Origin of the sequence: Pantoea sp. CTOTU49201 (assembly GCF_032054795.1) — a bacterium.
In the GTDB taxonomy this organism is placed as follows: Bacteria; Pseudomonadota; Gammaproteobacteria; order Enterobacterales; family Enterobacteriaceae; genus Pantoea; species Pantoea symbiotica.
This window is the reverse complement of the sequence record NZ_DAMBSA010000164.1, coordinates 1-9,425: the sequence shown is the minus strand read 5'-3', so window position 1 is coordinate 9,425 and position 9,425 is coordinate 1. Positions and strand designations below refer to the sequence as shown.

Genomic DNA, 9,425 nt, shown 5'->3' with positions numbered 1-9,425 from the left:
TTGCCGACCAGCGTCAGCGTGTAGGTGGAGATCGCCAGCGGATGCGTGGCGGGCAGCAGGGCGCAGAACGGCAGCACCAGCAGCAGCGCGGTGAGCACCACGCCAATGCTGATGGTCAGTCGCGGCGCTTTGCGCGCGATGGTTAACGTCATTGGCTGGCTCATCAGTCAATCACCCTCCCTTTGAAGGCAAACAGGCCCTGCGGACGTTTCTGGATAAACAGCACGATCAGCACGAGGATGAGGATTTTGCCGAGTACTGCGCCAATCTGCGGCTCCAGCACTTTGTTAAGAATGCCGAGGCCAAAGGCGGCGACCACGGTGCCCGCCAGTTGGCCAACGCCGCCCAGCACCACCACGAGGAAGGAGTCGATGATGTAGCCCTGACCGAGCTCCGGCCCGACGTTGCCGAGCTGCGACAACGCCACGCCGCCGAGTCCGGCGATGCCAGAACCGAGGCCAAACGCCAGCATATCGATGCGTCCGGTCGGCACGCCGCAGCAGTCGGCCATCGCGCGGTTTTGCGTTACGGCTCGCACGCTCAGGCCGAGGCGGGTTTTATTCAGCAGCAGCCAGGTGAGGCCCAGCACGGCAAACACAAACAGGATCACCGCGATACGGTTGTAAGGCAGCACCAGATTGGGCAGCAGCTGCAGCCCGCCGGAGAGCCAGCCTGGGTTAGCCACTTCCAGGTTCTGCGCGCCAAACAGCATGCGCACCAGCTGAATCAGCATCAGGCTGATGCCCCATGTCGCGAGCAGCGTTTCCAGCGGACGCCCGTAAAGATGGCGGATGATGGTGCGCTCCAGCAGCATGCCCATGCAGGCGGTGACCAGAAACGCCACCGGCAGCGCCAGCAGCGGATACCACGCCAGCCACTGCGGTGCGAACTGCTGGAACAGGCTTTGCACAAACCAGGTCGCATAGGCGCCCAGCATCAGCATTTCGCCGTGCGCCATGTTGATCACGCCGAGCAAACCGTAAGTAATGGCGAGGCCCAGCGCCGCTAATAACAAGATCGAACCCAGCGACAGGCCGGTAAACGCCTGGCCAAGCAGATCGCCCCACATCAGGCGCTGTTTAATCTGCTTCAGGCTGGCTGCGGCGGCGTCACGCACATTGGCATCGGGTTCATTGCTGGCTTGGGTTAAGCGCGTGAGGCTGGCCTGCATGTTGGGATCGCTGGATTCGCCGAGCAGTTTGACGGCTTTGAGGCGCAGCGCGGCATCCGGGCTGGCGAGTTGCAGATTGGCCGCTGCCATGAGCAGTACGTCGTGCACTTTCGCGTCTTTTTCCAGCGCGAGACGCTGCTCAATCAGCGGCAGCATGTCAGCGACGCCATCGTTTTGTAGTTGTTGTGCGGCACGTAAACGGATCGCGGCATCGTCGCTCACCAGCTGGTGGGCGGCGAGGGCGCTGGCGATCAGCACGCGCAGGCGGTTATTCATAAACAGCTTTTTGGTGTCGCCGCTGGGTTGTTGCACGCTGTCGAGCGGCTGCAGCGTCTCGCCCTGTTTGCTGAACGGCTGCTGCTTTTGGTCGATGACCACGGTTTCATTGCGCAGCGCCTGCAGCAGTGGCAAGCGGCTGGCCTGCGGTGCGGCGGCCCACTGCTGGAGCAGCGTGGCTTGTTGCGTGCGGCTGGCAGCCGCGAAGTCTGCGCCATCGCCCGCCTGGGCGAGCCAGGGCAGCAGTAACAGCAGACAGCAGAGATAACGGCGGATTGTCATGGTTCTGGCCCTGATGGTTTGTTAGGTGCGGTTTGATACCCTCACCCCGGCCCTCTCCCACGGGGAGAGGGAGACGCTGCCAAATGCAAGCTCGATCCATTCCCTCTCCCGCTTGCGGGAGAGGGTTAGGGTGAGGGCTTACTGCGTTGATTTCACCGGATGGTCAGGCTTCTTATCATTACCCGCGATGTACGGGCTCCACGGCTGGGCGCGTACCGGTTGCTCGGTCTGCCACACCACGTTGAACTGACCGTTCTCTTCCACTTCGCCAATCATCACTGGCTTGTGCAGGTGATGGTTGGTTTTATCCATGGTCAGGGTGAAACCGTCTGGCGCTTTGAAGGTTTGTCCCGCCATCGCCGCGCGCACTTTATCCACATCGGTGGTGCCCGCTTTCTCTACCGCCTGCGCCCACATGTGCAGGCCAACGTAGGTCGCTTCCATCGGGTCATTGGTCACCACGGTGTTGGCGTTCGGCAGGTTGTGCGCCTTGGCGTATGCGCGGTAATCCGCAACAAATTTGGCGTTGGTTGGGTTATCCACCGACTCGAAGTAGTTCCACGCCGCTAACTGACCGACCAGCGGTTTGGTATCGATACCGCGCAGTTCTTCCTCGCCGACCGAGAAGGCGATCACCGGAATATCCGTGGCTTTAATGCCCTGGTTGGCCAGCTCTTTGTAGAACGGCACGTTGGAGTCGCCGTTGATGGTGGAGATCACCGCGGTTTTGCCACCGGCAGAGAACTTCTTGATGTTGGAGACGATGGTCTGATAATCGCTGTAACCAAACGGCGTATAGACTTCTTCGATGTCTTTATCCTGTACGCCTTTGGTGTGCAGGAAGGCGCGCAGAATTTTGTTGGTAGTGCGCGGATAGACGTAGTCGGTGCCCAGCAGGAAGAAGCGTTTCGCACTGCCGCCATCTTCACTCATCAGGTATTCCACCGCCGGAATCGCCTGCTGGTTAGGTGCCGCGCCGGTGTAGAACACGTTCGGCGACATCTCTTCACCTTCATACTGCACCGGATAGAACAGCAGACCGTTCAGCTCCTCAAACACCGGTAGCACTGATTTGCGCGATACCGAGGTCCAGCAACCAAATACTGCCGCCACTTTATCCTGGGTCAGCAGCTGACGCGCTTTCTCGGCGAACAGCGGCCAGTTGGAGGCCGGATCGACCACCACCGGTTCCAGCTTTTTGCCCAGCACGCCGCCTTTGGCATTGATCTCATCGATAGTCATCAGCGCCACATCCTTCAGCGGCGTTTCGGAGATCGCCATGGTGCCGGAGAGCGAGGACATAATGCCCACCTTGATGGTGTCAGCAGCCTGCGCCGCAAAGGCAAAACCCATGCTGGCAACAGAGGCAGAGAGCGCGAAAGCCTTGAGCAACGAACGTCTTTTCATCAGTAAACCCCTCACTATGTTTATATTGTTATTCAATGGGTTGAAGTCGAGCCTGCTGTAACATATGCAATGTGATCTTTCTGACCTCTGCCTTACTGACGGCGATGTGGTCGGTTAAAATGCGCTGCGCCTCCTCGGTTTGTTGCTGGAAAATCGCCCGTAAAATCTGAGCGTGCTCGCGGTATGTCGCCTCCATTCGGTCGTCACGGGTAAAATCGAGACGGCGAATGATGCGGATTTTTTCGGTCAGTTCGGCGTGGATGCGCGCCATCTCCTGATTGCCAGCGGCGGCCACCAGCGCCATGTGAAAGGCTTCATCCTGCGCCGAAACCGCTTTGCCATCGGCCAGCGGCGGCGCATCGATCCAGAAGCTTTTCAGCGCGGTCAGCATGTCGCTGCACTGCGGTGCGGGCAGCGCGCACAGGCGGCGCACCGCTTCGCACTCCAGCACGGTGCGAAAGTCGTAAAGCTCTTCGAAATATTCGAAGTCGAACGGCTTCACCTGCCAGCCGCTGCGGAACCACACTTCGACATAGCCCTCGCGCTCCAGCCAGAACAGCGCCTGACGCACCGGCGTGCGACTGACTTCCAGCCGATCGGCGATTTCGTTTTCGCTGAAGCGGTCGCCCGGCATCAGTCGAAACTCAAAAATGTCCTGCTTCAGCGCCTGGTAAACCTTCTCGGCCAGCGCTTCCGGACGACCTTTGCTACGAGGGCTCGTGTTCATGCAAACTCCTTATTCCAGCCACAGCAGGGCATCGCCCGGACTCACCGGACGTCCTGCCTGGCAGGCAATGCGTTTCACCGTGCCCGCCTGCGGCGCGACAATCGCCAGCTCCATTTTCATCGCTTCCACGATAATCAGCGTTTGACCGGCTTCCACCGCGTCGCCCGGCTGCACTAAGACTTTCCAGATGTTGCCGTTCATATCGGCGCACACCGCCAGCGCATCGTCGTCGGCCTCAACCACCTCGAGATTTTCCTCGCTGGTGAGCGGCGCGTTCTGCTCTTCCTGCGCCCACAGCGTCACTTCCTGTTCGAAGGCGGCAGACTGACGCTGGCGGAAATCGCTGATCGACGCCGCGTTTTCAGCAAGGAATTGATGATGCGCAGCGAAATCGAACACCGTTTCTTCGATGCGCACTGTGGCGCGGCCTTCGCGGAAGTCATCGCGCAGCTGCGTCAGTTCATCTTCGGTGACCGGATAGAAACGCACCTGATCGAAGAAGTGCAGCAGCCACGGCTCGTCGGCCGCGAACTGCTCGTTTTTGAGGAACTTGTTCCAGATTGGCAGCGTGCGGCCCACCAGTTGATAGCCGCCGGGTGAATCCATGCCGTAGATGCACATGTACATGCCACCAATGCCGACCGTGCCTTCGGCGGTAAAGGTGCGCGCCGGGCTGTATTTGGAGCTCAGCAGCCGATGGCGCGGATCGATCGGCACCGCACACGGCGCGCCGAGATAGACATCACCAAGACCGAGAATCAGATAGCTGGCATCGAAAATGGTGTCGCGCACCGCTTCACGGCTCGCTAAACCATTAATACGCTGGATAAAGTCGACATTATTTGGCAGCCACGGCGCGCTGGCACGCACGGTTTCTTGATAGCGTTCAACCGCGCCGAGCGTGGCGCTGTCTTCGAAGGCCATCGGCATCCAGACAATGCGTGATGGCACTTTCAGTTGGCTGACGTCGCCAAGTCCGGCTTCAATTTCCAGCAGAAGATTCATTAATTGTTTCTGGCTGAGGATCAGGCTGTCGTAGCGCACCTGCAAAGAGCGCACGCCCGGCGACAGCTCTTCCACGCCCGGCACCGCGCGTTCACGCAATGCATTCATCAACAGATGCACGCGCAGACGCAGCGCCAGATCCAGCACGTTGTCGCCGTATTCGATCAGCACATATTTGTCACCGGCCTGGCGATAAACCGCCGCTGGCGTGGTTGCCGTGGCGGGAAGCGCCGCCAGCAAGGTGGCGGAACCGATATCGCTGGCCGCTAAAGAGGGCACTTCAAAGGCTGGCGCGTGGCTGCTGCGCAGGGTGGCCACGCTGTGCGCCTGGGCTTTTTCCAGCGCCACCGCTTCGTCGGCGCTGATCGGATGGAAGCGGATTTTATCGCCCGGTTTCACCTGACCGACTTTCCACAGTTCGGCTTTGGCGATGGTCACCGGGCAGACGAAGCCGCCGAGGCTTGGGCCGTCGTGCGTCAGGATCACCGGGAAGTCGCCGGTGAAGTTCACCGCGCCGATGGCGTATTCGCAGTCATGCACGTTGGAGGGATGCAGACCGGCTTCGCCGCCGTTGGCGCGCGTCCACGTTGGTTTCGGGCCCACCAAACGCACGCCGAGGCGGTTGGAGTTGTAGTGCACCTGCCAGTCGCTGGCAAAGAACTCATCAATAGCGGCTTGAGTGAAGAAGTCCGGTGCGCCGTGCGGTCCATACAGCACGCCGATGCGCCATTCGGTGCCGTAATGCGGCACCAGCGCATGATCGAGCGGCTGCGGTGCACTGACCGGCGCGGGCGTGGTGCAGGCGGCGAGCTGCGGCTGGGAGATCGGCAGCATGTCGGCGACGCGCAAGGTGCGTCCGGCGTGGCCGCCAAACTGACCGAGCGAGAAGGTTGAGCGGCTGCCGAGATATTCCGGCACGTCGAACCCGTTGCGCACCGCTAAGTAGGTGCGACAGCCGCTCTGCGCGCGGCCCAGCGTCAGCGTTTGTCCTGCTTTGACGCTGACGGGCTGCCAGTAAGCAATGCTCTCGCCATCGACGTCGGCTGGGCAATCGGCGCCTGTTAAGGCAATCACCGCATCGCTGTGGAAGCGCAATGTCGGACCTTGCAAGGTGAATTCCAGACCGGCGGCGCTGTCGTGGTTGCCGACAATACGGTTGGCGAGGCGGAAGGCGAAATCGTCCATTGGTCCGGACGGCGGCACGCCGATATCCCAGTAGCCGAGGCGGCCAGGAAAATCCTGAATGCTGCTGAAGGTGCCGGGTTGCAGCACTTCAATCACGCTGGCGGCTGGCGTGAAGCTATCAAGGAAGCGCGTCCACACTTTGCCGCTGCGGAAGGCGTCGGTGGCGACGATCTGGCGCAGATAATCAAGGTTGGTGGCGATGCCATGCAGTTGGGTAGCGGCCAGCGCCTGCTGCATCTTTTCCAGTGCCGCTTCGCGCGTGTCGGCATGCACGATCAGCTTGGCGACCATCGGATCGTAAAACGCCGAGACTTCGGTGCCGGTATCGATCCAGCCATCGACGCGCACATCGTCCGGGAAACAGACGCCGGTCAACACGCCCGGACTTGGCTGGAAGTTTTTCAGCGGATCTTCGGCGTAGATACGTACTTCAATTGATGCGCCTTGTGGAGCCTGTTGCAGACGCGTCCAGTCGATGGCATCGCCCGCTGCCACTTTCAGCATGCACTCAACCAGGTCGAGGCCGGTGACGCACTCGGTGACTGGATGCTCAACCTGCAGGCGGGTGTTCACTTCGAGGAAGTAGAAAGCATCCTGCTCAGCGTCGTAGATGTATTCCACCGTACCGGCGCTGCGATAATTCACCAGTTCGCCGAGGCGTACGGCGGAAGAGAGCAGCGCTTCACGCGTTGCCTGTGGCAGATTCGGTGCCGGCGTCTCTTCCACCACTTTCTGGTTGCGGCGCTGCAGCGAGCAGTCACGCTCACCAAGCGCGATGACTTTGCCGCTGCCGTCGCCAAAAATTTGCACTTCGACGTGGCGCGCGCGGTCGATGCAGCGTTCTAAAAACACACCCGCATCACTGAAGAACTGCTCGCCCAGACGGCGCACGCTCTCCCACGCATTGCCCAGTGCATCGGCGTCGGCGCAGCGCGTCAGGCCAATGCCGCCGCCGCCCGCGGTGCTTTTCAGCATCACCGGATAGCCGATGGTATCGGCGGCGCTTAAGGCTTCTTCCAGTGAACTCAGCAGCGGCGTGCCTGGCGTCATCGGCACGCCCGCGCTGGCGGCTAACTCACGCGCGCGGTGTTTCAGGCCAAATTCGCCAATCTGCTGCGCGGTTGGGCCGACAAAGGCGATGCCGGCTTTTTCACAGGCGTCGGCAAACGGCAGGCTTTCTGACAGGAAACCGTAGCCTGGCCAGATGGCTTCTGCGCCGGTTTCCTGTGCGGCGGCGAGGATTTTATCGATACGTAAATAGCTGTCGCTGGCTTTGTCGCCGCCGAGGGCGATGGCGACGTCAGCTTCTTTGACGTGGCGCGCGTTGCGATCGGCATCGGAATAGACGGCAACGCTTTTCACGCCGAGGCGTTTTAAAGTGCGGATGGCGCGGCAGGCGATTTCGCCACGGTTAGCAATCAGAACGGTGCTGAACATGCTTATTTACTCCCCTGAGAGGCCAGCCAGTTGCGCCAGCCGCCAAATTCGGTAATTTCCAGCGCCTGCGACAGCACGGCCGGTTCACAGATAAAGCCTTTGACGATGCGTCCGTCGGCCAGCGTCAGCGAGCCAATGCCGAGCGGCGCCGGGATTTCCGCCACGAACTCGCCAAAGCGCGCGAGCGGGATATCCCACAGTTCCACGGTGATCGCCGCACCGCTTTCGCCACGCAGCAGGCCCGGCTTCTTAATCGGGCCATCGAGCAGGGCGAACAGGCGGTAATTGCTGGCGGTTTGTGTCTCTTCGACTAAAACCGCCTGGCGTGTAGTGAGCTGGAAGTTGAGCGGCATGCCGGTGAGGTGCGCGCCCACCACCGCCACGCGCACGTGATCAGCGGAAACCGGCAATGCGCCTTGCTGAGCAGGCTGCGCTTTGCCGGTGGCGCCGAGCGGCAGCGCCATCTGCTGCTGCCAGCGCAGACCAAAACCGGCCAGCGCACGATCCTGCCAGGCAGGCGCAATCAGCGTGATGCCGGCAGGCAAACCATCGGCCCGGAAGGGCGCAGGCAGCGCCAGCGCGCTGAGATCGGCTAGGTTGGTAAAGTTGGTGTAGGTGCCGAACTGCGAGTTGTAATGCACCGGCTCCTGCTGCATTTCGGCCAGCGTATGGATGGTTGGCGAGGTAGGCACCACCAGCGCATCGAACTGCGCCAGCGTTTGCTGAATCTGGCGCGTCAGTTCGGCGCGCAGGTATTCCGCCTGATAGGCTTCGACCGCAGTGTATTTCAGGCCGCTGCTGACGATGCCGAACACCACAGGATCCATCTCTTCCGGACGATTGATCATTTCGCCCACCGCCACGGTGCGTTCGGCAACCCACGGACCGTAATAGAGCTGCTCAGCTAATTGATGGAACAGTGAAAAGTCGATCGGATGCAGCGTTGCGCCGCCAGCCTGCAATTGCTCCAGCGCCGCCAGCCAAGCGGCTTCGGCCTGTTTGTCGCCGAAGAACTCGGGCGTGGCGGGAATGGCGAAATCCGGCTGCGCTTTAAAGCTGGCTGGCGCGGTGTGCGGATTGCTGCGCGAATAGGCATCGCCCGCGTCATAGCCGCCCGCTGCGGTTGCCACCGCAAAGGCATCTTCGACCGTTAGCGCAAACACGGAAATGGTGTCATTGAGGCGGCAAGCCGGCACCACCCCGCTGGCAGAGAACCAACCTTTGGTTGGTTTGAGGCCGACGATGTTGTTGAAACCGGCGGGCACGCGGCCCGAACCGGCGGTGTCGGTGCCGAGCGAGAAGCCCACCAGACCGCGCGCCAGTACCGATGCTGAACCTGAGCTGGAGCCGCCGCTGACGTAATCAGGATTGAAGGTGTTGCTCACCGCACCAAACGGCGAACGCGTGCCGACTAAGCCGGTGGCGTATTGGTCGAGGTTGGTTTTACCAATCACCACCGCGCCCGCTGCTTTGAGCTGCGCGACGACAAAGGCATCGGCTTCGGCGGTGTAGGTGAAAGCCGGGCAGGCTGCGCTGGTCGGCCAGCCGGCGACATCGATATTGTCTTTTACTGCAAACGGCACGCCAAACAGCGGCAGCGCCGCCGGGTTGCGCTGATAGCTCGCCAGCAGCGGTTCAATTTGTGCCTGCAGCTGCGCGGGCGTGGCGAGATAGAGCCAGGCGTTATCCTGCGCGTCGATTGCGTCGAGATGGGCCGCCAGCAAAGCGGTAATCTGTTGTGGATCCTGTTGGTAACTGCGTTGCCAATCCTGGAGCGTAAAGCCAAAGGTCGATGCCATGAGTGAATTCCAACTGGTATACAAGATGGAATTCAACAGAGCAAAGCGCGTGCCATTTTTGTAAGTCGATGAAACCGCCTAGTTAATTGATGTGTAATAAGTTTTTCTGATGATAAATTGCACAATGGCGGCGCAA

The 9,425-nt window shown here is 60.6% G+C and carries 5 protein-coding genes and 1 pseudogene; all 6 read right to left on the bottom strand.

Translation table 11 applies throughout. The features are described 5' to 3' along the window. Positions 1-164: pseudogene (locus tag RTY00_RS12870) on the bottom strand (urea ABC transporter permease subunit UrtC); the annotation flags it as partial. Continuing rightward, positions 164-1,729, bottom strand: coding sequence for an urea ABC transporter permease subunit UrtB (gene urtB / locus RTY00_RS12865; protein ID WP_312664716.1), 1,566 nt, complete (start codon positions 1,727-1,729; stop codon positions 164-166). The gene urtB and the pseudogene RTY00_RS12870, both read right to left, overlap by 1 nt. Positions 1,730-1,867: 138 nt before the next feature. Then, on the bottom strand, positions 1,868-3,136 hold the full coding sequence (urtA, locus tag RTY00_RS12860; protein WP_256698356.1) for an urea ABC transporter substrate-binding protein: 1,269 nt from the start codon (positions 3,134-3,136) through the stop codon (positions 1,868-1,870). Positions 3,137-3,164: 28 nt separating this feature from the next. Further along, positions 3,165-3,863, bottom strand: coding sequence for a GntR family transcriptional regulator (locus RTY00_RS12855; RefSeq protein WP_293797891.1), 699 nt, complete (start codon positions 3,861-3,863; stop codon positions 3,165-3,167). Between the two features lie 9 nt (positions 3,864-3,872). Continuing rightward, on the bottom strand, positions 3,873-7,490 hold the full coding sequence (gene uca / locus RTY00_RS12850) for an urea carboxylase (protein ID WP_312664715.1): 3,618 nt from the start codon (positions 7,488-7,490) through the stop codon (positions 3,873-3,875). 2 nt (positions 7,491-7,492) lie between these two features. Then, positions 7,493-9,289 carry an allophanate hydrolase gene (atzF, locus tag RTY00_RS12845; RefSeq protein WP_312664714.1) on the bottom strand — a complete coding sequence of 599 codons (1,797 nt, stop codon included), beginning with the start codon at positions 9,287-9,289 and terminating at the stop codon, positions 7,493-7,495. Positions 9,290-9,425 lie beyond the last annotated feature (136 nt).

What these genes read in the sequence shown, in the direction of transcription:
- RTY00_RS12855 (WP_293797891.1), bottom strand. Translation starts at nt 3,863, where the DNA reads ATGAACACGAGCCCTCGTAGCAAAGGTCGTCCGGAAGCGCTGGCCGAG.
- atzF (WP_312664714.1), bottom strand. Translation starts at nt 9,289, where the DNA reads ATGGCATCGACCTTTGGCTTTACGCTCCAGGATTGGCAACGCAGTTAC.
- urtA (WP_256698356.1), bottom strand. Translation starts at nt 3,136, where the DNA reads ATGAAAAGACGTTCGTTGCTCAAGGCTTTCGCGCTCTCTGCCTCTGTT.
- urtB (WP_312664716.1), bottom strand. Translation starts at nt 1,729, where the DNA reads ATGACAATCCGCCGTTATCTCTGCTGTCTGCTGTTACTGCTGCCCTGG.
- uca (WP_312664715.1), bottom strand. Translation starts at nt 7,490, where the DNA reads ATGTTCAGCACCGTTCTGATTGCTAACCGTGGCGAAATCGCCTGCCGC.